This is a genomic window from Fructobacillus ficulneus (assembly GCF_001047075.2).
Lineage (GTDB): Bacteria > Bacillota > Bacilli > Lactobacillales > Lactobacillaceae > Fructobacillus > Fructobacillus ficulneus.
Genome location: NZ_DF968005.1, coordinates 203,348 through 203,610, shown reverse-complemented (window position 1 = coordinate 203,610; position 263 = coordinate 203,348). Strand labels below are relative to the sequence as shown.

1 protein-coding gene is annotated in these 263 nt (G+C 47.1%); it reads right to left on the bottom strand.

Annotation, left to right across the window (positions count from 1 at the left end):
• On the bottom strand, window positions 1–263 hold a 263-nt coding region (locus tag AOQ29_RS08140), incomplete at both ends, for a RelA/SpoT AH/RIS domain-containing protein (RefSeq protein WP_242977409.1).

Here is a 263-nt window from a genome sequence, read left to right as displayed (position 1 = left end):
CAGCTGCCTCTTTTTTCTCACGGACATGGCGGGTTAAATCTTTGGCAACAGCTAATCGGGAAATATCGCCATAGCCAACGGCAGCTAAAAGATCTTCTCGAGTTCCTGCTTGCATACCCTCGGCTACTGCTGTTAGCTGGTCTTCCGTTAAGAATTGAGCTGGGTCATAGTGACTTTCCATCAAGGCTCGGGCAACTGCATCCAGACCGTTTTGAATATTGTCATCACGGTCTTGGGTCTTTAAGAAGTGCTTAATCTTGTGA